Source organism: Geomobilimonas luticola (genome assembly GCF_018476905.1).
GTDB classification, from domain to species: Bacteria; Desulfobacterota; Desulfuromonadia; order Geobacterales; family Geobacteraceae; genus Geomobilimonas; species Geomobilimonas luticola.
In genome coordinates this window covers 168450-189748 of sequence record NZ_JAHCVK010000002.1, presented here as the reverse complement: position 1 = coordinate 189748, position 21299 = coordinate 168450, and the positions used below count along the sequence as shown (strand labels likewise).

Annotated in this window: 17 protein-coding genes; 4 read left to right on the top strand and 13 right to left on the bottom strand. The window is 58.1% G+C overall.

Annotated features, from left to right (window positions below; genetic code table 11):
* Window positions 1-29: 29 nt before the first annotated feature.
* From smpB to KI810_RS07485, 8 genes are all read right to left on the bottom strand, one after another.
* Entirely contained in the window at window positions 30-494 is a 465-nt protein-coding gene (gene smpB, locus KI810_RS07520) for an SsrA-binding protein SmpB (protein ID WP_214174896.1), read from the bottom strand.
* Window positions 495-568: 74 nt separating this feature from the next.
* A complete protein-coding gene (locus KI810_RS07515) occupies window positions 569-1813 on the bottom strand; it encodes an amidohydrolase family protein (protein ID WP_214174895.1) in 1245 nt (414 codons plus the stop codon).
* 143 nt (window positions 1814-1956) lie between these two features.
* A complete protein-coding gene (gene panD, locus KI810_RS07510; RefSeq protein WP_214174894.1) occupies window positions 1957-2355 on the bottom strand; it encodes an aspartate 1-decarboxylase in 399 nt (132 codons plus the stop codon).
* 3 nt (window positions 2356-2358) lie between these two features.
* Window positions 2359-3207 carry a pantoate--beta-alanine ligase gene (gene panC / locus KI810_RS07505; protein WP_214174893.1) on the bottom strand — a complete coding sequence of 283 codons (849 nt, stop codon included), beginning with the start codon at window positions 3205-3207 and terminating at the stop codon, window positions 2359-2361.
* A complete protein-coding gene (gene panB / locus KI810_RS07500; protein WP_214174892.1) occupies window positions 3208-4011 on the bottom strand; it encodes a 3-methyl-2-oxobutanoate hydroxymethyltransferase in 804 nt (267 codons plus the stop codon).
* Between the two features lie 244 nt (window positions 4012-4255).
* Window positions 4256-6247: a methyl-accepting chemotaxis protein gene (locus tag KI810_RS07495; RefSeq protein WP_214174891.1), complete on the bottom strand. Its 1992-nt coding sequence runs from the start codon at window positions 6245-6247 to the stop codon at window positions 4256-4258.
* Window positions 6248-6369: 122 nt separating this feature from the next.
* Window positions 6370-7455: a 6-phosphofructokinase gene (locus KI810_RS07490; protein ID WP_214174890.1), complete on the bottom strand. Its 1086-nt coding sequence runs from the start codon at window positions 7453-7455 to the stop codon at window positions 6370-6372.
* Between the two features lie 41 nt (window positions 7456-7496).
* Window positions 7497-7982: an HIT family protein gene (locus KI810_RS07485; protein ID WP_214174889.1), complete on the bottom strand. Its 486-nt coding sequence runs from the start codon at window positions 7980-7982 to the stop codon at window positions 7497-7499.
* A gap of 382 nt (window positions 7983-8364) precedes the next feature.
* Here KI810_RS07485 and KI810_RS07480 point away from each other — a divergent pair, with 382 nt between their 5' ends.
* Window positions 8365-10626, top strand: coding sequence for an NADP-dependent malic enzyme (locus KI810_RS07480; RefSeq protein WP_214174888.1), 2262 nt, complete (start codon window positions 8365-8367; stop codon window positions 10624-10626).
* 149 nt (window positions 10627-10775) lie between these two features.
* The gene (locus KI810_RS07475; protein WP_214174887.1) at window positions 10776-11462 is read left to right on the top strand and encodes an energy transducer TonB; all 687 of its coding nucleotides are present in this window, start codon (window positions 10776-10778) and stop codon (window positions 11460-11462) included.
* A gap of 17 nt (window positions 11463-11479) precedes the next feature.
* On the opposite strand, the gene KI810_RS07470 is transcribed toward KI810_RS07475, so the two are convergent.
* From KI810_RS07470 to KI810_RS07450, 5 genes are all read right to left on the bottom strand, one after another.
* Entirely contained in the window at window positions 11480-14029 is a 2550-nt protein-coding gene (locus KI810_RS07470) for a tetratricopeptide repeat protein (RefSeq protein ID WP_214174886.1), read from the bottom strand.
* A gap of 67 nt (window positions 14030-14096) precedes the next feature.
* The gene (locus KI810_RS07465) at window positions 14097-16007 is read right to left on the bottom strand and encodes a transglutaminase TgpA family protein (protein ID WP_214174885.1); all 1911 of its coding nucleotides are present in this window, start codon (window positions 16005-16007) and stop codon (window positions 14097-14099) included.
* Complete coding sequence (locus KI810_RS07460) at window positions 15994-16830, bottom strand: DUF58 domain-containing protein (RefSeq protein WP_343213481.1); 837 nt, start codon at window positions 16828-16830, stop codon at window positions 15994-15996. The genes KI810_RS07465 and KI810_RS07460 overlap by 14 nt, the downstream gene beginning before the upstream one ends.
* Before the next feature lie 26 nt (window positions 16831-16856).
* Window positions 16857-17798 carry an AAA family ATPase gene (locus KI810_RS07455; protein WP_214174884.1) on the bottom strand — a complete coding sequence of 314 codons (942 nt, stop codon included), beginning with the start codon at window positions 17796-17798 and terminating at the stop codon, window positions 16857-16859.
* A 160-nt stretch (window positions 17799-17958) separates the two neighbouring features.
* Complete coding sequence (locus KI810_RS07450; protein WP_214174883.1) at window positions 17959-18447, bottom strand: YchJ family protein; 489 nt, start codon at window positions 18445-18447, stop codon at window positions 17959-17961.
* Window positions 18448-19043: 596 nt separating this feature from the next.
* On the opposite strand from KI810_RS07450, the gene thrC reads away from it, so the two are divergent.
* Window positions 19044-20429, top strand: coding sequence for a threonine synthase (thrC, locus tag KI810_RS07445; RefSeq protein WP_214174882.1), 1386 nt, complete (start codon window positions 19044-19046; stop codon window positions 20427-20429).
* 126 nt (window positions 20430-20555) lie between these two features.
* Window positions 20556-21236 carry an HAD family hydrolase gene (locus KI810_RS07440; RefSeq protein ID WP_214174881.1) on the top strand — a complete coding sequence of 227 codons (681 nt, stop codon included), beginning with the start codon at window positions 20556-20558 and terminating at the stop codon, window positions 21234-21236.
* Window positions 21237-21299: the final 63 nt, after the last annotated feature.

Genomic DNA, 21299 nt, shown 5'->3' with positions numbered 1-21299 from the left:
AAATTGCGTTTCTTAATTCATTCCACGCCCTATTCCCTGGATTTATTTCTATCCTTGAGCGCCTGGGACACATCACGACGCATGTCCTTCTCTTTCATGTCCTGGCGCTTGTCGTGGAGCTTCTTACCCTTTGCCAGTCCCATCTCGACTTTCACCATCCCGTTCTTGAAGTAGAGCTTGAGGGGAACGAGGGAATAGCCCTGTTCACGTATCCTGCCAAAGAGCTTGGTTATTTCTTTCTTGTGGAGAAGGAGCTTGCGCATCCGGTCCGGATCGTGATTCGCCCGGTTTCCAAAATCATAGGGGGAAATGTGGAGGTTGTGGAGGAAGGCCTCGCCGTTCCTCACCATGGCGAAGGAGTCGTTCAGGTTGGCCTTGCCCTGGCGGAGGGACTTCACCTCCGTCCCCTGGAGCACCATCCCCGCCTCGAATTTCTCTTCTATGAAGTAGTCGTGATAGGCTTTTTTGTTATTGCAGATCAGCTTTTCTCCCATATGAGTAATACTAACAAAGGGGGCTAAATAATAGCAAGGGAAAAGGTCGAAAGAGAGAACAGTCAGTAGGGGCGCTAAGACAGCTGCTTCCCACCGATGAACACCTCGATGAGCTCACTTTGCTCGATCAAGGCTTCCGGCAGTTCAGATAGTGCTCCCGTTGCTCCCGGCCGGACCACGAGGAAATCCGCACGTTTTCCGGGGGCCAAGGTACCCAGCTCATCATCCCGCCGGATGGCCCGGGCCGCACCGATGGTAGCCATCTCCATGATTTCGAGGGGAGTGAATACCGAAGGATATACCTGGCGGAGAAAGCGCATTTCGTCCCAGAGCGAGAGGGAGTCGTTGCTCGCCAGGGAATCGGTCCCGAGCGCCAGGGGGATGCCTGCTTTTTTGAGCAGTGCTGCCGGCGCTTTTCCCACAACCAGCCGGTCGTTGCTCCGGGGGCAGAGAACGGCGGCAACGCCTCGATGCTTGAGGATTTCGACGTCGGCGGGGGTGACATGGACACAGTGCACAACGGCGGTATCGCGCCGCAAAACGCCCAGGGAATCGAGATACGCCACGGGGGTCGTGCGCCGCGGTGGGGGGAGATAACTTTCCCAGCCAGCGAAAGGGTAGAGAAGTTCCGCAATCTTGCCGCCGGAGTCGTGGAGAAAGGTCAACTCCTCCCGCGACTCGGCCAGATGGACCATGGTCGGGAGGGAAGAACTCACGGCAAGGTCCGTCACCTCCGACATGAACCGTGGCGAGAGGGTGTGGGGGGCGTGGGGAGAAATACCAGCCTTGAACCTGCCGGCAGGGAAGGTGTCCAGGGCATGGCGAAGTTCCGTCAGCAGCGCAGAGCAGCGTCCCTCATCATGGCCGATAGCCTCGAAATAGAGCCGCCCGCCGAGACGGCCTCCCCCATGGCACGACACAAGGCTCCGGTCAGCGAGAATGTCTCCCACGGCGGTGGTCCCCGATTCCAGTGCGATACGTATCCCCTCGCGGACTGACAGCTCAAGTTCGTTTCTGGTCAGTCCGCGTTTGATCTTGATAACCTGGATGACCCAGTCCACATAGGTCCGGGGAGCATAATCAATCCCTTTGCGCAGCTTCCACGAAGGGAAATGGGTGAGTTCAAGGTGGGTGTGGGCATTGACGAGTCCCGGCAAGATGACACAGCCGGAAAAGTCGGTGACAGGGCAGCCATAGGCGGAACGAAGCTCGGCCAAGGTACCGGTAGCGACGATACGGCCATCGGCCACAGCAATCCCGCCACCTTCAATACTCGGCGAACCTGTGGAAAACAGGTATGAGGCGGCAAAAATCTCCATAGCTGGCAATCCTTGTCGTGCGGGGAATAGGTGAAGTGTAGCAGGCACCAACCCAAAAGCAAAGGGCCAAGGGTGGTTCCCTTGGCCCAGAATCAAACTTTATCGGAACGCGATTTTTTCACAGGAAAAGGCGTGTCCCGAAATTACCAGGCGACCTTTTTCAGATTCCCCTGCCCCGCCGCTTCCTTCCTGGTTGGCAGCATCCGGTTCTGATCATCCACGAAAACCAGCTTTGGCTCGTAATTGCGAGCCTCTTCGTTCTCCATGTTGACGAAACTGGCGATGATGACCAGGTCGCGGGGGGCTACCAGGCGGGCGGCAGCACCATTCAGGCAGATGACCCCCGAGCCCCTCTCGCCTTCGATGGCATAGGTCTCCAGACGACTGCCGTTGGTCACGTTCCAGACGGCTACCGCCTCGTAGGGGATGATGTCAGCGGCTTCCATCAGGTCCTTGTCAATGGTCACGCTCCCCTCGTAGTGGAGGTCGGCACCGGTTACCGTTGCACGATGAATCTTGCTCTTCAGCATCTTTCTTTCCATGCTTCACCCCTCTCCCAGCAAACAATTATCAATCAATCTCGTCGTACCGATTTTAACCGCCAGAGCAAGGAGGGTCTGGTCGTCGGCAACGACTACCTCCTCCAGGGAATGACCGTTGCGGAACTCTATGTAGTCTACCGTTGCGGACAATTCGGCGGCAACAATCGCCGTTACCCGCTCCCGCAATGTCGCAACGTTGCGCTCCCCGGCGCCGTAGAGCTCTTTAGCTGCCCGGAGCGACCGGCTGAGACAGAGGGCTGCCTGACGCTGGGAAGACGAAAGATAGGCATTGCGGGAACTCAAGGCCAGACCGTCTGCCTCCCGCACGATCGGCATGCCGACAACCTCAATCGGCATGTTCAGGTCCGCCACCATCCGGCGGATAACCGCAAGCTGCTGGTAGTCCTTGGAGCCGAACAGGGCCACGTCGGGCTGCACGATATTGAAAAGCTTGCTCACCACCGTGGTCACCCCGCGGAAATGCCCGGGCCGGCTGGCACCACAGAGAGGGAGTGTAAGCCGCTCCACGTCGACATAAGTCTGGTAGCCGGCGGGGTACATTTCCCCGGCCCGCGGCGCGAAAATGACGTCGACTCCGGCAGCCTCAGCCACCGCACGGTCCCGCGCCAGATCACGGGGGTAGGCCTCGAAATCCTCACCCACCCCGAACTGGGTCGGGTTCACGAAGATGCTCAACACCAGCAGGTCCCCCCGCCGTCTCCCTTCCCGCAGCAGGGATCCATGCCCGTCATGCAGGAATCCCATGGTCGGCACGAAGGCGATGGTCCGGCCGGACCTGCGGGTGGCAAAGGATAATTGCTGCATGGCAGCGACCGACTCGATTATTTGCATCTAGCTGAACGAGTGCCCCTCGGTGGGGAACTCTCCTCCCTTCACATCGGCGATATAGCGGTCAACCGCGTCGGCAATCAGGCCACGGGCATCGGCGTAGCGTTTAACGAACTTCGGTGAATACTTCTCACAGAGGCCAAGGACATCGTGGATTACCAGCACCTGCCCGTCACAGTGGGGACCGGCACCGATGCCGATGGTCGGAATGCTCAGTTCATCGGTTATGCGCCGCGCGAGCTTGAGCGGTATCCCCTCCAGCACTACGGCGAATGCCCCGGCAGCTTCGACGGCACGTGCATCCGCCAGCAGCTGCTCGGCCTGGGCCTCCTGCTTCCCCTGAACCCGGTACCCCCCCATACGGTGTATCGACTGGGGGGTAAGGCCGATATGACCAACCACCGGAATATCCATATCGACGATGGCCCGGATGGTTGCGGCCACGTGCTCGCCCCCCTCCAGCTTCACCGCGGACGCCCCCCCCTCTTTAACGAGGCGCCCCGCATTGAGGCGCGCTTCCCGCACGTCGATCTGGTAAGAGAGAAACGGCATGTCCGTCACCACGAGCGCTTTCGGTTCGGCACGCTGCACCGCTCGCGTGTGGTAGATCATCTCCTCCAGCGTAACGGGAAGAGTGTTCTCGTGACCGGAAACAACCACACCCACCGAGTCCCCTACCAGGATCATGTCGATGCCGCAGCTGTCCATGATGCGGGCCGTAGGATAGTCATAGCAGGTGAGAACCGTGATCTTGTCACCGTCGGCCTTCATTTTCTGGATGTCGAGTATGGTTTTCCGCTTGTTCACAAGAGCCTCCAGATGCAAAAAACGCCCTCCGGTGACAGAGGGCGTTGGACGACGACGGCAGAGAGGGGATACCTCCCGGGTCTGACCGGCTATTGCCTTCCGTCCCGGTTCGGATGCCGAATCCAGGCGGTATATTCAGTTTGTACAGGACAGCTGCGGCTCCACTCTCAGTAGTGTGCCTCACCTTGCGGTTTTTACCCTGTAGCACACTCTTCGAAAAAAAGTCCACATTTTTTTCCGAAGGCTACACTGCGTTCCCCTTGATCATCTCCAGTTCGTCCACCACGGCACGACTCTCGCCGCGGCGCTTTTCCAGATCGTCGAAAAGGCCGATGACCATCTCGCCAACCTCGTCGACCGCCACCTTTATGGAGGTGCCGTCCTCCACCTGCCGGCCAGTTGCACCGACCATTTCCTCCGTCAGTTCCTTGATGGAGTCGATGGCCCGGACAATGCTCTTGGTGGCATTGGCCTGCTCCTTGGAGGCGTTGAATATCTGCGACGTCATGGTGCTGACGTCTTCCATGGACTGGGTAACGAGGCGAACGCTCTTCCCCTGTTCCTCGGTGGCAATTTTGATCTCTTCGGTCATATCCATGGACCTGCTGGAACTTTCCAGTATCACCCGTAATGCATCGCCCGTCTGCCGGCCAAGGATGACCCCTTTCTGCACGAGCTCCTTGGTTACGCTCACGCTGCCCGCCGCGGTGCGGGATTCGCTCATGATCTCTTCGATAATGCCGGTGATTTCCCCCGTGGACTGACCGGTCTGGAGAGAAAGATTGCGAATCTCGTCGGCCACAACACCGAAGCTCTTGCCGTACTCGCCAGCCTGGGCGGCGATGATGGAAGCATTGAGGGCGAGCAGATTGGTGCGCTTGGTTATATCGTTGATGACATTGACGATACTGTCGATACGGCTGCTCTTCTCGCTCAGACGCTTGATTCCGCTGTAGGAGAGATCTACCGACGTCTGGATATCAGCCAGGGCCGTAATTGTTTCGTCAACGACGACCATGCCGCGATCGGCCTGGGACTTGACGTGGCTGGCCATCTGATGCGATACGGCAGTGGTTGTCTCGACATTTTTAAGGGTGGCACTGATCTCTTCCATGGCAGACACCGACTTGTCCACAGCCTCGGAAAGGGCATCGAGATTCCGGCTGACCTGCTCTATCGCCACCGATATCTCACCGACCGCGGAGCTGGTTTCATCCACCGAAGAGAGAACGCTTTCCGAAGCCGACGCTATGTGGGCGGTCGTATCCGCCAGTGACGTGACGGCGCTTATCAGGTTCTGCACGTTGCGCGAATACACCTCGCGGTTTTTGAGGAGGCCGGAGAAGGTATTCCCCAACTCCCCCGTCAGGGTGTCAATCGCACCGAGCAGGTTGATGCGGGTTATGGCGGAAGCTGCCTGGTCGGCAAACAGCTTGATGGTGTCCACATCCGTATCGTTGAGGGAACGGTGACTGAACTTGTTGTCTATTCCAAACACGCCGACCGACTGTCCTTTCACAACGATGGGACAGAGGACGAAATTGCGGGAGCGGAGCGGGCGGATGCTGTCGAAGGGGGGCTGAAGCTGGTAGTCCTTCGGATAGGTGCTGATATCCTCGACAAGATAGAGGCGCTTGTCGTTGAAGCACTTGAAGATGATCCCGATCCGCTCGTCGAGGGGAACGGTGACGCCGGTCGTGTCGAACCCTTCGGACGCCGTGGCGGTCACGAAGTGGAGCGAAGTCCGCCCCTCGTCGGCCATGAGGATATTGACCCGCTCGTAGCCGAGGACATCATGCAGTCCCTCGGCGCAGAGGGACAAGACCTCTTCGACGTTGATCGACTTCTGAATCCGGCTGCTGATCTGATGAAAGTTCTTGATGTTGTTATCCAGAACCTTGTAGCGGTTTTCGAACACCTCTTTCTGTGACGCCACCTCGCGATGGAGGCCATCCATTTCTATTGCTCGCTCGTGGAGCTGGTCGGAGGCGCGACCGATGAAAAAGCCGAGAAACGACATGACGCAGGCCGTGCCGACCCCCATATACGTATAGAGTGCTATATTGTAAGAGCTTCTGGTAACGTCGGAGAATATCTGCTGCCAAAGCGCCTGGGCCGGGTCGGGGAACAGGATGAGCCGGATGACCGTCCACGCGAAGGGTGCGCCGATACCGAGAATGAATCCGAGCAAGGCGTAGATAATGCTTCTGTTCTTTGAGGTTGTATGCAGTTGCATGCGGGAACATCCCTCCTCTGCCAATGTGAACGGACCGGGTGTCGGCTTTACCCCTGAAAAACACGCCCTTACGGGCACTCGCGCAGTCTATGCCAGGCGTGGTGCAATGTCAACATCAACCTTCAGCGCCCCAGCATGATCCCCAGTTCTTCCGCAGCCCGGACCATGTCACCGCCAGGATTGACCAGCTTGAGTTTTCTGACCGCCTTTTCAATGGGCGCAGACCTGATGTCCCTCCCTTTGAGGCAGACCATCTGGCCGAAAGCTCCCTTTTCGATCAACTCCAGTGCCTTGATGCCGAATCGGCTCCCGAGACAGCGATCGAACGTCGTGGGAGAACCTCCTCGCTGCAGATGTCCCAGAACGGTGACACGGGTGTCCATGTCGAGACAGGTCCCGATCTCTCTTGCCACGTACTCGCCGATACCGCCGAGACGTTCGATCTGGTGGGCAGCTTCCGCCTTTTTCCGCACAACCCGTTCTCCACCTCGGGGAAACGCCCCTTCGGCAGCCACTATGATGCTGAAGCGCCGCCCCCGCCGGCGACGGTCATCCACCGCTCGACAGATTCTCTTGATCTCGAAGGGGATTTCAGGTATCAGGATCACGTCGGCGCCGCCGGCAATACCTGATTCAAGGGCGATCCAGCCGGCGTATCGCCCCATCACCTCCAGGATCATGACCCGGTGATGGCTCTCCGCCGTCGAGTGAAGTTTGTCGAGAGCATCGGTGGCCGTTTCCAGGGCCGTATTGTAGCCGAAGGTGACATCGGTTTCCATGAGGTCGTTGTCGATGGTTTTGGGAACCGCAACGATGGGAACGCCTTTGCGTATGAGTTCCTGGGCGATCTTCAGCGAACCGTCCCCCCCGACGACGACCAGTGCCTCGACGCCGAGTTCCTTCAGGGTACCGACTACCTGGTCGGAGATATCGATGAACACCGTCTTGCCATCCTTTTCTATCGGGAAGGAAAAGGGATTCCCCCGGTTGGTTGACCCGAGTATGGTTCCACCCCGGGGAAGAATGCCGCGCACGTCGTCAAGGGTCAGGAGACGGCACTTGCCACGGTCGAGAAGGCCGTCGAACCCATCCTCGATACCGATAACCTCCCATCCCCGCTGTATGACAGCACCCTTGACCACACCCCGAATCACCGCATTCAAGCCGGGGCAGTCGCCGCCGCCCGTAAGGATTCCTATCCGTTTCATGCAGTTTCCTCCGAACTAGATTGTCAGAATGGGAACAAATGTCATGGAGTTGACATGAATGCCGGCCTCAACCTTTCATACGTGGTCATGAGGTTTTCCGGCATGACCCGTACATCGTCGAGAACAGACATGAAATTGGTGTCGCCGTTCCAGCGGGGGACTATGTGCAGGTGAAGGTGCTCGTCGACCCCCGCGCCGGCTGCTCGCCCCAGATTGATGCCTATATTGAAGCCCCCGGGCGATGCCGTCGCCTGGAGGACATTACGGCAAAGACGCAGAGTTGCAAACAGATCGAGCATTTCTGCTTCGTCCAGTTCGTTCAAATCCGCACTATGTCGGTAGGGAGCAACCAGGAGATGGCCATTTGTATAGGGATAGCGATTCAGCATGACGAAACTGAGGGGAGTCCTGTGGAGAATCAGACGTTCCCGGTCTTTTTCCGGCGTTTCAGCCTCACAAAAGATGCAACCGGACGGTTTGTCGTTTACAATGTATTCCATTCGCCAAGGTGCCCACAACCGTTCCATATCCTCTGCCCTCACATCGCAATGGTCAAGCTGAATGCCGCGTACCGCCCTCTTCCAGGAGGTGATAGTGCCTCGGCGACAAGAGCGGCGGGCACCATGGAACCGGTTGGCACCGGTCCCTACCGGGAAGCCGCTCTTTGGTGTTGCCTTGGATTATTCACGAAAAAGCCGGGGTTTTCAATATTTTAAATACGGAAAAACACGCCCTGCAGATAATAAAATGATTTTATATTTTATCGATAATAAATACTTGACAACATTCCGGCAAAGGCATAGGGTAGTGCACTACGTGGGAATATAGGCTTTTCAAGAAAAAAGGAACTGTTGTTTTAATCGAATATTTTTTAACCTAAATAAAACACCAGCAAAGGAGAAGAGAGAAATGGGTAAGAAACAGGAGGCGTTGGATTACCACTCAAGCGGCCGCAAAGGTAAGATCGAGGTCATATCGTCCAAGCCATGCTCGACTTCCCGCGACCTGTCACTGGCCTATTCGCCGGGGGTAGCCGAGCCGTGCCTCGAAATAGAGAAAAACCCCGAAGACGCCTATAAATATACCGCCAAAGGCAACCTCGTCGCCGTTCTCTCCAACGGCACCGCCGTTCTCGGCCTCGGTAACATCGGCGCCCTGGCAGGCAAACCGGTCATGGAAGGAAAAGGCGTTCTCTTCAAACGCTTCGCCGACATCGACGTCTTCGACATCGAGGTCAACTCGGAAGACCCCGATGAGGTCATAAAAGTCTGCCAGCTCCTTGAACCGACCTTCGGGGGGATCAACCTGGAGGACATCAAGGCACCCGAGTGTTTCTATATCGAGGAAGAACTGAAGAAGACCATGAATATTCCGGTCTTCCACGACGATCAGCACGGCACTGCAATCATCTCAGCCGCCGCCCTCATCAATGCCCTCCACCTGGTGAACAAGAAACTCGAAGACATCCGGATCGTTGTCAACGGCGCAGGCGCATCTGCCATCGCCTGCGCCAATCTGGCCATATCCCTCGGGGTGAAGCATGAAAACCTCATCATGTGCGACACCAAAGGGGTTATCTACAAAGGGCGCACCGAGGGGATGAACAAATACAAGGAGCGGTTTGCCGTAGACACCCCCTTCCGCACCCTTGAAGAGGCGGCTGACGGAGCGGATGTCATGTACGGTCTCTCCTCCAAAGGGGCTTTCACACCGGAGATGGTGCGCAAAATGGCGGTCAACCCGATTATTTTCGCCATGGCAAACCCCGACCCGGAAATCACGCCGGAAGAGGCTTACGCCGTGCGGGGCGACGTCCTCATCGCCACCGGCCGCTCGGATTATCCCAACCAGGTGAACAATGTCCTCGGTTTCCCGTTCATCTTCCGCGGCGCCTTGGACGTGCGGGCCACCACCATCAACGAGGAGATGAAAAAGGCAGCGGTCTTCGCCCTTGCCGAGCTCGCCCGTGAGGAGTGCCCCGACTCCGTCTGCCGTGCCTATGGCAACACCAAGTTCTCCTTCGGACGCGACTACATCATCCCCAAGCCATTCGATCCCCGCGCCCTCCTGAGGGTTGCCCCCGCCATCGCCAGAGCGGCCATGGAATCGGGTGTCGCCCGTCAGCCCATCGAGGATATGGAAAGGTACGTCGAACACCTTGAATCCCTGCAGGGAAAAGCCAAGGAAACCCTCCGGATGATCATCAACAAGGCCAAGAGCGATCCGAAAAGGATCGTCTTCCCGGAAGGAGACAACGAAAAAATCCTGCGGGCAGCCCACATCCTCATGGAAGAGGAGATCGCCATCCCGGTCCTCATCGGCAACCACGACAAGATCATGGCGCAGATCGACGAGCTGAATCTCAACTTCAACGGCAACCAGCCGGTCATAATCGATCCCGCCTCCTACGCGAAATCGGAAGAGTACGCCCTGGAACTTTTTAGTCTGCGGCAGCGCAAGGGACTGACACTTTCCGAGGCACGCCGCCTGATGACCCGCAAATCCCGTACCCACTTCGGTTGCATGATGGTCCGTCAGGGTGATGCGGACAGCCTCCTCTCCGGTATCGACACCCACTACCCCGAGACCATCCGTCCCGCGCTGGAAGTCATCGGCAAGCAGCAGGGACTCTCCAGCGTCCACGGCCTCTACATGATGGTTTTCAAGAAGGGGATATTCCTCATGGCGGACACGACGGTCTGCATCGAACCGACCGCCGAGGAACTGGCCGAAACCGCCATTCTTGCCGCCGAAAAGGCCCGGATGCTGGACATTGAACCAACGATAGCCATGCTCTCGTTTTCCAACTTCGGGTCGGTCCAGCACCCCCAGACCCTCAAGATCAAGCGGGCGGTGGAGATCGTCAAGGAAAAGGCGCCCGGTCTCATCGTCGACGGAGAAATGCAGTCGGACACCGCCGTTGTCACGGAAATCCTGCAGAAGAGCTTCCCCTTCGCTTCGCTCAAGGAAGCGGCAAACATCCTCATTTTCCCCGACCTGAACTCGGGGAACATCTGCTACAAGCTTCTCCACCACCTGGGTGGTGCCGAAGCAATCGGTCCGATCCTGATGGGGATGAAAAAACCGGTCCATGTCCTGCAGCGCGGCGACGACGTGACGGACATCGTCAACATGGCCGCCATCGCCGTGGTGGATGCCCAGAACTCGTAACCGGACCGTGACACACCATACAAGAGAGGGGACCGACAAGATCGTCAGTCCCCTTTTCTTTTGTTGCCCCGACCTCATACAATTTGTTACTATCTGCAGGGAACATTGTAATCCGCAATGGTTCAATCACCTGTTTCGGAGTTCGGGCAATGAACGCAGCAGCAAGCTTTCAGCAGAAAAAAAATTTCTTCCCCCTCATGCTGGTCACGTCACTTCTATGCCATGCCCTGCTCTCCCTGTTCCTGCTGCAACCCCGTGGGGGAGAAGGCATGATGCCTTCGGTTCCGGTATTCGACCTGGAAATGAGAGCTCCCGACATGACCGCACCGGCGGTGAACCCCCCGGAAGCAGTACACGTGCAGCCAGCAACCGCCGAACCGGAAACCCCCGTTTCACCGGCCTCGAGCGACGTCAAAACCTCCCCGCACACGGCTTCAAGTACCCCGGCGGCACCGGAAGACCTCCACAAAAGCGGTATCGGACTCGGCCTGACGAACGGTTATTTCAGCGGGATCGGAGAAGGGGAAACCCTGCGGGATGATATCCGGGAATACTATTTTGCCATGCTGCGGCAGATAAACGAAAAGTGGTGGCTTCAGCCGGGCAGCCATCAGGGAGCAGCGGGGAACGCCGTTGTCAACCTGATCATAGCCAGGGATGGCGCGGTGGTGCAGAGTCTGCTGGTTCAGGGATCGGGCAATCCGGTATTCGACCGGCAGATCCTTCAGGCGGTCACGGCCGCAAGCCCGCTCCCGCCGCTGCCCGACTCATACAGAAGCGATTTGTTCAGTGCGCCCCTCCGCTTCAAGGCACCCCTGAGCCTAATGTCATCGTAAGAAACATCCTTCTGAAATCAGTCATCCTCGAGATCTATGATGCTCAGTCCCTGGAATTCCGCATCCTCTCCCCCCAGAGCGGCAATGCGGGCGGACGTGTCACGGAACCCGCGGCTGATCGCCCGGACCTCCAGGTAATAGGGGAGCGCTTCGGCGGAACGTCCCGTGGTTTCCAGAAGATGTGCCAGTTCGTAGGTTAGACTTTGGATCTCACCCTTGCGCAGGGTTTTCAGGGTCACGCCGGTACGCAGCAGTTCCTCGGCCGTCGCCGCATCCCCCTTCTCCCGGTAGCACATGGCCTGCAGGGTGAGGCTGTCAGCTATACGCTGCGGGTCGTGAGACGCCTGTTCGAACTCGCTGATCGCATCGTCATAGAGCCCCATCTCCTTGTAGGCGATTCCCAGGTTGAAGTGGGTTTCCGTGTCGCCGCTTTCCACCTGCTGATCAAGCCCCTTCTTGAACGCCGAAAAAAGTCCGTCCAGGCTGTATTTGTCGCTCGAACCTGCACCGGCTCCGGCATCCGCACCACCATCGACAAAGAGCTCTTCACCCAGGGTGGCCAGGTCCACGTCGTCACCCCAGAAACCGGTCAGCGCCTCAGCGCTCTCACCCGTAACATCACCCAGGACTGCCACTAAATCATCTCCAGCGGCCGTACCCGCACCAATTCCAGTTTCCCCGCTGACAACCGTTTCCTCTCCGGGATCGCCAGCACCCTCCCGGGCCAGCCAGTCGTTTTCGGAATCAATGTTCAGAACGAGGGCAACTGTGTCGTCAACTGCAGGTAACGGTTCGGAGCCTTCCGCCCACGTCTCTTGACCCGCCTCGTCAGTCGGAACCGCCGCGTCATCAACAACGGGTTCGAGTTGAAGCTCTTCCAGCCCTTCGTCAGTGGCCTCTCCTTCGGCAAAAAGATCGCCCATTTCACCATAGTCGGGAACGAGAAGTTCGTCGGCAACAATTTCAGGCTCGTCAAGAGACTCCGCATCAAGTTCAAGGTCGGCTGAAAACTCCCCCGGAATCTCTTCGGCAAGCAGTTCAGCTTCGGGTTCGAGCAACTCCTCCGCGTCGGACAGCTCTTCCGGTTCTTCATCAAGCGGCTCTTCCGGCTCCGCCTCCAGAATCTCTTCGAGAATCTCTTCCGGCGTTTCTACAACCGCCTCGATTTCCGTCTCCGGTTCGAGCTCTTCAACCTCCTCTATCTCTGCCTCGGAGACAGTTGCCTCGGGAAGATCTTCCTGGAAATCCGTATTCTCTCCAGCGGCAAGCGGCGACAAAACATCAGCTGGCAGCTCGAGTTCCGGTTCGGGTTCAACCGGTCCGGCAACCGATTCAGCCATCTCGTCAGGGAGGGAGAGATCGATATCCTCCTCCCAATCCGGTTCATCTGGCAGGACAGGCGCGGAAACTGCAACTGCCGGTTTTCCGCCAGCCTTCACCGTCCCGACAGCCGGCGTCTTCACGGCAGCTTTTTCAGGTGGGACCGGAGAAACCACGACCGACTGGGGTTTTACCGGTGCAGCTCGCTCCTCCAGGGCCGCCAGTTTCCCCTTGTCGCCAACCGCTTCGTAGAGCGCCCGCAATCCATCAATAACCCTTTTATCCTTCGGCAGCTGTTTCTCGATTTCCGCGTAGAGAGCCTCCATACGACCCACCGCGTCCGCGGCGACGAACGCCAGTACCGACCCGGAGAGAACCTCAAGGGCTCCCGGAAGGTTAGCGGCATCGAGATTCAGCCTCGCAAGGTCCTCCCGGAGCGATATCTCATCCGGAAACAGCTTGATTGTCTGCTGCAGCACACCCTTCAGCTTTTCGGTTTCCCCCAGCCTGCGACAAACGTCAGCCAGGAGCTGCCAGGCGCGTAAATTGGCAACGTCGGTACGGATGAACTGCTGCAACTGGGGGATAACCCCGCCGGTTTCCCCCTTGTCCAGAAGGGTCGCGATGAAATCGAGCTGGAATTCCTTCTGCTCGGGAAAGAGGACCTGGATGCGGGTGCACACCTGGGTAAACGCCTCGTGATTCCCCTGTTTCCAGAGCAGTAGCGCCAGTTGGGTAAATTCCTGGTAGGCCTTGTCAACCTGGCCCGCTGAAAAATGAAGTTCGGCAAACTGCAACTGGGTGGTGAGGTTTTCCGGGTCGAGGTTGAGCATGCTCTCCAGCACCCCGAGGGCATCGTTAAGCCTGCCGGCACGCTGGTAGTGGTTGAGCACGATGCCGTACTCGGTGAGGGCATTGCCGTTCAACCCCTGCTTTTCATTGAGTTTGGCAAGGTCAAGGGATATGTCGATATCTGCGGGGGTAAGTTTCTGTATCTGCTTGAAGACCGCAATGGCTTTGAGGAAGTAGGTATTGTCGGAATAATACTTGCCGATAGCCTTGTACTCGGCTACCGCGTCGTCCTTGCGATTGACCTTTACCAGCAGTTCGGCAAGCCGCTGCCGATGGCGGATGTCGTTGGGGTCGAGGGCGACAACCTGCTCGTAGTCCTTTATCGCGCGGTCAACCTGACCCTTGGCAATAAACTTCTGGGCGCTCGCCAGATATTTTTCTTTGGCAGTACTCAAGGGAATCCGTGAAATATACTTTATTTTCTCGCAGTTAAACTAATTGAATCGGCACGGCATGTCAAGCCTAATGAGGTGCTGCGCGCAGTTCTGCCAGGAGAGACCGCAGCCGGATATACTCGTCGCGGGACAGTTTCCGGTCATGGTACACCACGTCACCGTACATTTGGACAAACCGGGTGATCCGCGGTTCGTCGAGCGTCCGGGCCAGCTCATGCAAACCCTTGTCCGGCGGCCATTCCACGCCGTACCGGCGCCGCACCAGGGTGAACAGAATTTTCAGCAGTCGCTCCTCCCGGCCGACCTTTTGCCAGACGCACACCCTCCAGACCACGAGGGCCGCCAGAAGCAGTACGACTGGAATCAGCAGCAATCGAAGGGAAAGATGGCTCGGGAACGACAGGCGGCGTAAGCCGGTATTCGCACGATTGAGAATGGATATCTGGCGTTCCAGGTCGTAGTTGATGACGGTCAGGTTCCAGAAATAACTGAAGGAGTCAAGGTACATCCGGACCCGGCGGGTGAAGCCTTGTTCCTCCGCCCCGCCCACTCCGGCAAAATTGACCGCCCAGGCACTCGGATCGACCGTGACCCACCCCTTGCCGTCGAGATATGCCTCCACCCAGACATGGGCACGTTCCTCGGTCACTACGTAGTAGCCACCCACTGCATTGTAGTCGCCGCCGTAATACCCCCCCACCAGCCGTGCCGGCACGTCCGCGGCGCGGAGCAGAACGGCCAGGGTCGAGGCGAAGAACTCGCAGTGGCCTGGCTTGCCATCGAGCAGGAACTGGGCGAGGGGATCGCTGCCGGTCGGCAGATCTTTCGTTGCATAACGAAGCTTGCGGTCGACAAAATACCTTTCCAGGAGGGCCAGCCGGTCCGTGTCCGTCTTCCCCCGCTGTGCCATCTGCCGCCCCAGTGAGACAAGACGGGGTGACAGGCCGGGAGGAAGCTGCAGGTAGAACGTCCGGTCGATCCCGCGGCTGGTACGGATGACCGCTCCCGGCACGGACTGGGTCTCGTACCTGAGCCGCCGTCCGGAAGGTATGATGGTATGCACGATATCGGGGGCAGTGGCAAAACGGACACCGGTCAGGTCACGGGGGACATTGAGGGCAAGCAGGTAGCGCGATTTGCCCGGTTCCGGGAAGATGGTCTGGCTCACCCCCCTCCCCGCCCCCGGTACGCTCCACTCGGCACCGGGAACCGGCTTCCGCACCCAGCTCCCCCCCTCCAGGGTGTTGAGCACGACGCCGCGCCAGTAGAGCTGGTTTTTTGTCAAAGGTTGAGAATCGGCACGGAAGACGACATTCTTGACTTCGGCAACGGCGGGCGCAGTCCCCGGCTGCACTTTGTCGCTCAGGCCGGTGGCGGCCCCTGACGCCACGTTGAGTACGTTCCAGAGGGGAAACTGGGTCCGGGGAAGTATTACGAAGAAAAGAAGAATGAGCGGCATGGCCGCAAGCGGCATGCTGGCGGCAACAGTTACAACCTTCATCATGCCGTCCCGGGCGATGGCGGTGTCGCCGTCGCGGTCGTAGAAAGTCAGCAGCACGAGAGACACCGCAATCAGGACGAGGAGCAGAAGAAGATAGACGAGAAAGGCGGCACTCAGGTTGAGAAGGGACGAGCCGGCCAGGGCAAACAGCGCCAGGGCATAGATCTGGAGATAGTGCCGGCTCCCCTTCTCGCTCGCAAGACGGACCGCCAGAAGAACAACGAGGAGATTCACCGCCGGTCCGACCAGATTGTCACGGGAAAACTGAATACCAAAATAGACGAAGAAAAGAAGGGATATGACTGTCGGCAGGTGGCCGCGCAGGATCGTGTCACGCCGGTCGGCGACAACGGCGAAGAGAAGCACCGCCGGAAACAGGAACCGGGGAATCATGTCCAGGTAGGCAACGAGCGGGACAAAGCCGAGAAGGGCAATGCCGTATGCCAGGATGTCCAGTACCGATTTAATCCTTACCATACAACGCCAGTTCCGTCAGGAGCCGCAACCGGTGTCCCCGGGAGTCGGCCGGTTTGAGCAGTCGCTTCCGCAGCTTGAGTCCTACCGGGCGCCCCTCACGCATCAGCCGGTTCACGAGATAGGTCGCGCAGGAAAGCTTCTCTTCCAGGTTCCCTGCCGGCAGCCGGTCGATATCGATGACGAGAGGTTCCCGCGCCGTGGCACTCAGCTCCTTGACCTTCAGCTCATCGTGGCGAGCCGACAGGCGCCAGTGAATCATTTTGAGGGGGTCACCACCGCTGTAGGCGACGATCCGGTCGATGTCTCCCTCGTACCCCTTCCCCCGCGCTGTCAGAGAACCGTTCCTGCCGTGACTGCGCGAATCTGCCGCACCCGGGCAGCCAAGGGGTGCGGGAAAGACGACGGTGCGCAGATCCAGGGAAAGGGTACGGCAGCGGACGAAAAAATTGATGGGAAAGGGGGAGCAGACCGTCACTTTTTCGAGGGCATGGGGACCGCGCCCCGTGAAGGCCATCATGAGGGATGAGGTCGTCGTCCCCCGGCGGTCCACCAGCTTGAACTCGGCAGTCGCTCCGTTGCAGTGGATTTGGAGCAGGAATGAGGGAAGAAGGCGTTTGCGGTTGATGAGGCACAGGGTAAACAGGGTGGAAACGCCGCTGTAGACCTCGTCGGGAGGAGTCACAACCGCATCGAGGCCGTGGATGTTGAGCCATCCCAGTACCCCTGATACCGCCATGAAACCGAGCAGGGCGGAAACGATGAAGAAAAGGAGGTTGTTCCCCGTATTCACCGCGGCAAAACCGATCAACAGGGTTATGACCACGTAAAATGCGCCGGATCTGGTAAGGGTCAGACCAGCGGTACCGGTATGCTTCCGAGGATGGCGGATAGGAGTTCCTCCTTGTTGACACTCTCCTGCTCGGGACGGCAGATGAGACGGTGGGAACCGACCGCCACCGAGACCTCCCGCACATCCTCAGGGACCACGTACTCCCGTCCTTCCAGGTAGGCATTGGCACGGGCGGCCTCGGCGATGTTGATCCCTCCCCGGGTCGAAATGCCGGAGAGAAGCAGGGGGTGATTGCGGGTCGCCGTCACGATGGCATAAATATAGTCCGTCACCTTGTCCGACAGGTACACCTGTTCCTTCACCGCCTGCCGGGCTGCCAGGATGTCGCCGGCACTCACCAACGGCTCGATGTGGCGGATGTCGTCCCGGATGCTGCCGTAGGAGATAATGGATTTTTCCAGCTCCTCGGGGGGGTAACCGATGCCGGTCCTGATGGTGAACCGATCCAACTGGGATTCGGGGAGGGGATAGGTCCCGACCTGCTCCAGGGGGTTCTGGGTGGCAATGACGAGAAACGGTTCGGCCAGGGGATAGGTCACCCCCTCCACCGTCACCCGCCGCTCCTCCATCGCTTCCAGCATGGCGCTCTGGGTCTTGGGCATGGCACGGTTGACCTCGTCCACCAGGACGATGCTGTTGAAGATAGGTCCCCGTATGAACTTGAAAGCGCTCTCCTCCCGGTTGAATACGGAAAGTCCGGTTATATCCGACGGAAGCAGGTCGCTCGTACACTGAATACGACCAAACGAAAGCCCGAGCACGTTGGCCAGGGCGAGGGCCAGGGTCGTCTTGCCCAGGCCGGGGATATCCTCAAGAAGGATATGCCCTCCCGTCAGAAGGGCAATCAGTGACAGACGGACCGCCTTGTCCTTCCCTTTCAGGTGGCTGCCGGCAAGTGTGTCCATGACGGTAAGTATTTCTGCGCGTTTGGGGAGGTTCATGGCAGTGTCGGTTCCTTCATGTTGAGATGGAAAAAGTGTATCACAGGATCGATTGATTGCAGAAGGGAGAGACGACGATGGCGTACAAACGGGCGTGATACAGAGGGGATGCAGCGGTGAGGTGGCAGGGGCGTCCCCCCGCCACCATTAAAGCATATCCCTATTTACCACAGCATTTCTTGAACTTGGCCCCACTCCCGCAGGGACAGGGGTCGTTGCGTCCCACCTTGGGCTCGCTCCGGACGAGCGGTTTGGGAGCCACCAGGTTTCCATCGTTGAAATACCATTTCCCGCCATCCTTCTCGAACGACGCCAGCTCATGGTGGACCTTCCGTCCACCCTTATCACGGTACGTGGCTTTGAATTCCACTTCTCCGGCGTTGTCATCCTCTTTTCCGCCTTTGGTTGCGACAATCTCGAGGTTCTCCCATTGTGCGCTCTCCGCCCACTCCTGGGTCCCCTTGTGGTCGTACCCCTGGCGATGCTTCGGGTGGGTAGTCTCGAAGATGTAATCCGTATCGACTGTCACATAGGCGCTGTAGCGGGAGCGCATGAGCTGCTCGGCGGTCTGTGCCGGCCGTTTCCCCTTGATGATTGATTCGCAGCAGTCGACAAAGGGGAGGTTCGAGCCGCAGGGACAATTGGACATGTGCATACTCCTTGGAAAGATTTTAAATAGGAAGCATCTCGACCACGCAAAAGCGTGTGCCGAACGACACCCGCTGTATAAACTTTTCCCCCTCCGGTTGTCAAGCAAAGCATTATCGGAAATATACGGAGCTCATCAGCCTGCCGGCAACTTTCGCATTGCATCAACGTAGGGCACCCAGCACTGGAGTTCACCTTGTTAAATTACTGAGTTGCTGTCCCCCCTCCTGTGAACCATCTTAACTCTGCGAGAAATACGTTGTTCACGATAGGTGCAAGCTATTCATCAACTTTTACCGAAAGTTTTTGACCGCTTGACACTCTCCGGCTGCATCACCACCATTCGGCAAGATCATCCTTGCACAACTACAGTCACGTCTCAACCGTAACACCTTATTTCCATTGAATTTTAACTATACCACAAAATACTCATCAACTTACCACCATACCTGCTTACCTATACCAAATCCTGGATGTTATTCAGCCACCCGGCACTGAGCCACCCTGCTTCCCCCGCGTGCAAAGACTTCCCATTTCGGCAAAATCCTGCTAGACTACGACCTCTTGCAGCGCCAACTCCACGCACAGGAAAAACCGATGAACTACATAAGCACCCGCGGCCAGATTGAACCGGTCGGCTTCAAAGATGCCGTCATGATGGGCCTTGCCACCGACGGCGGACTTCTCCTTCCCGAGCGGGTACCGACACTCTCTGCGGCAACCCTGGACTCCTGGCGGGAACTCTCGTACCAGCAGCTCGCCTTCGAGCTCATATCACTCTATGCCACCGATATCCCGGCTGACGACCTGCAGGACCTCATCAACCGCTCCTACGCCACCTTCGACAACCGGGAGATAACACCGGTAGTGCACGAGGACGGGGTCTACATCCTGGAACTGTTCCACGGCCCGACCCTCGCCTTCAAGGACGTTGCGCTGCAACTCCTGGGAAACCTGTTCGCCTACCTGCTCAAGGAGCGGGGGGAGAAGATGAACATCGTGGGCGCCACCTCGGGCGATACGGGGAGCGCTGCCATTTACGGCGTGCGGGGGAAGGAGAACATCAACATCTTCATCCTTCACCCCCACCTGAAGACCTCTCCTATTCAGGCTCTGCAGATGACAACCGTCACCGACGCCAACGTCCACAATATCGCCGCCAAAGGGACCTTCGACGACTGCCAGAACATCGTCAAAAGCCTCTTCAACGACCTACCCTTCAAGGAGAAATACGCCCTCGGGGCGGTCAACTCCATCAACTGGGCGCGGGTCCTGGCCCAGGTGGTCTATTATTTCTACGCCTGGTTCCGGGTGACCGACAACGGCGGCGCCAACGTGGTCTTCTCTGTCCCGACGGGGAATTTCGGCGACATCTTCGCCGGCTACATCGCCAAGAGAATGGGGCTCCCGGTCAGCAAGCTCCTGCTCGCCACCAACGAGAACAACATCCTTACCCGTTTCATCAACGACGGCGATTACTCCCTCGGTGACGTGGTCCCTACCGTCTCCCCCTCCATGGACATCCAGCTTGCTTCCAACTTCGAACGCTACCTCTTCTACCTGTTCGACGAAAATCCGGCCCGGGTTCGGGACGCTTTCGTCGAGTTGACACAAACGGGACGCATCGCATTCAGCAGCAATGAACTGGCCCGGGTACGGGAAGAGTTCCTCTCCCGTTCCGTCAACCAGGCCGAGACCCTTGAGACCATCGCCGCCTTTCACAAGGCAACCGGCTACCTCCTCGACCCCCACACCGCCGTAGGCGTCCGCGCCGCCCAGGAACTGGTGCCTGCCGACGCCACACCGGTCTGTCTCGCCACAGCCCACCCGGCAAAGTTCGGTGAAGCAGTCGAACAGGCCACCGGTATTGCGCCACCGTTCCCCCAGGCACTGGCAGGGATCGACAGGCTCCCGAGCCGCTGCGCTGTCCTGGAGGCAGACCGGACTGCAATCAAGGCATTCATAGAAGAAAATGCCCTGTAGCGGGCCTTGGGCACAACCAGGTATTTACATTGTCCAGGTAAGTACATACACAACGACGACATGCAGATATTTTGCGGAGCTTTCCACCCCGATTATCCTGAATATTCCTGCTAATTCCGACGTCCTATGCAGATAAACTGGAACGAAATCGACACCGTCCTCCTCGACATGGATGGGACATTGCTGGATCGCCACTTTGACGACCACTTCTGGCTGGAGCACGTCCCCCGCTCCTATGCGCAAAAGCACACCCTTTCCCTGCAGGAGGCGAAGGATATCCTCATCCCCCTGTTCCGATCCCAGGAGAATACCCTCAACTGGACCGACCTGGATTACTGGTCCGAGCGGCTCGGGCTCGATATCCCGCTGCTGAAGCGGGAAGTGGACCACCTGATCGCCGTCCATCCGGGGGTTGTGGAATTTCTTCTTTTTCTGAGCCGGCACGATAAGCACATCTACCTGGTGACCAACGCCCACAGCAAGACACTAGAGCTTAAGATGCGCAAAACTCGCGTCGGGCAGTACTTCACCGGCATCATCTCCGCCCACGAACTGGGGCTCCCCAAGGAAGAGCCTGCCTTCTGGGGGAAGCTCAGGGAGAGGATACCCTACGACCCGGCACGCACGCTCCTGGGTGAGGACAGCGAGACCAATCTCTCCACCGCCGCCGCATACAACATCGCCTACCTCATCTACGTGAGCCGCTTCAGCTCTACCGTCACACCGGTCCCCTCCCCCCGCTATACCTCAATCCACTACTTCAGCCAGCTCATTCCGCCGGCAGGCTCCCTGTCGGTCCGACTTTAATATCTCCTCACCATGGACTTCCCACATTCCGTGGACTTTCAACAATCCCCTGGACTTCCGTCG

Bases quoted from the DNA above. Each gene is read 5' to 3' on its own strand.
- smpB (WP_214174896.1), bottom strand. From the start codon at position 494: ATGGGAGAAAAGCTGATCTGCAATAACAAAAAAGCCTATCACGACTAC.
- KI810_RS07515 (WP_214174895.1), bottom strand. From the start codon at position 1,813: ATGGAGATTTTTGCCGCCTCATACCTGTTTTCCACAGGTTCGCCGAGT.
- panD (WP_214174894.1), bottom strand. From the start codon at position 2,355: ATGGAAAGAAAGATGCTGAAGAGCAAGATTCATCGTGCAACGGTAACC.
- panC (WP_214174893.1), bottom strand. From the start codon at position 3,207: ATGCAAATAATCGAGTCGGTCGCTGCCATGCAGCAATTATCCTTTGCC.
- KI810_RS07495 (WP_214174891.1), bottom strand. From the start codon at position 6,247: ATGCAACTGCATACAACCTCAAAGAACAGAAGCATTATCTACGCCTTG.
- KI810_RS07490 (WP_214174890.1), bottom strand. From the start codon at position 7,455: ATGAAACGGATAGGAATCCTTACGGGCGGCGGCGACTGCCCCGGCTTG.
- KI810_RS07485 (WP_214174889.1), bottom strand. From the start codon at position 7,982: ATGGAACGGTTGTGGGCACCTTGGCGAATGGAATACATTGTAAACGAC.
- KI810_RS07480 (WP_214174888.1), top strand. From the start codon at position 8,365: ATGGGTAAGAAACAGGAGGCGTTGGATTACCACTCAAGCGGCCGCAAA.
- KI810_RS07475 (WP_214174887.1), top strand. From the start codon at position 10,776: ATGAACGCAGCAGCAAGCTTTCAGCAGAAAAAAAATTTCTTCCCCCTC.
- KI810_RS07465 (WP_214174885.1), bottom strand. From the start codon at position 16,007: ATGGTAAGGATTAAATCGGTACTGGACATCCTGGCATACGGCATTGCC.
- KI810_RS07455 (WP_214174884.1), bottom strand. From the start codon at position 17,798: ATGAACCTCCCCAAACGCGCAGAAATACTTACCGTCATGGACACACTT.
- KI810_RS07450 (WP_214174883.1), bottom strand. From the start codon at position 18,447: ATGTCCAATTGTCCCTGCGGCTCGAACCTCCCCTTTGTCGACTGCTGC.
- thrC (WP_214174882.1), top strand. From the start codon at position 19,044: ATGAACTACATAAGCACCCGCGGCCAGATTGAACCGGTCGGCTTCAAA.
- KI810_RS07440 (WP_214174881.1), top strand. From the start codon at position 20,556: ATGCAGATAAACTGGAACGAAATCGACACCGTCCTCCTCGACATGGAT.